Below are 486 nucleotides of genomic sequence, written 5' to 3' on the forward strand. Positions count from 1 at the left end.
CTCTGATTGGCGGGCGAGGCGGCGAATTCCTCTGTCGTGCCGTCCGCCCGCGCCACGCGTAGCGCGCTGCCCAGATTCTGGATGGTGACCGTGCCGCCATTGCCGCATCTGTATGTGGCCGTGCCGATACCAGATCGCGGCGTGGTGAGGTCGGTAACGATCTTGGTTGGCGGCGCGGCGGGTGGCGCCACAGGTTTGGCCGGGGCCGCCGAGGGCGCCGCAAGCATCGGCGCTGCCGCGGCGGGTACGGCCGACTGTTGGACTGGCGCGGGCGAAGCCGCCGGCGCCGCGGCACTGGCCGCCTTCGGCGCGTTGTTCTGCGGCACGCAGGCCACGGCCGCGAGAAGCAGCGGGATGGTGATCGACACCCGAACCGTGTGGCAAAAACTCATGCGCTGCCCCTTTCGTGCGCGGCACGCTAGCTACGCGGCGCCGCAAGATCAAGTTCACCCGGATTCGGCCGGCTCCATGCCTGCCCCGCGGCAG

At 70.6% G+C, this 486-nt stretch carries 1 pseudogene; it reads right to left on the minus strand.

Annotated features, from left to right (window positions below):
• Positions 1-392 (minus strand): annotated as a pseudogene (locus tag EN852_RS35045) (hypothetical protein); the annotation flags it as partial.
• Positions 393-486: the final 94 nt, after the last annotated feature.

Origin of the sequence: Mesorhizobium sp. M2E.F.Ca.ET.209.01.1.1, assembly GCF_004010375.2 — a bacterium.
Lineage (GTDB): Bacteria > Pseudomonadota > Alphaproteobacteria > Rhizobiales > Rhizobiaceae > Mesorhizobium.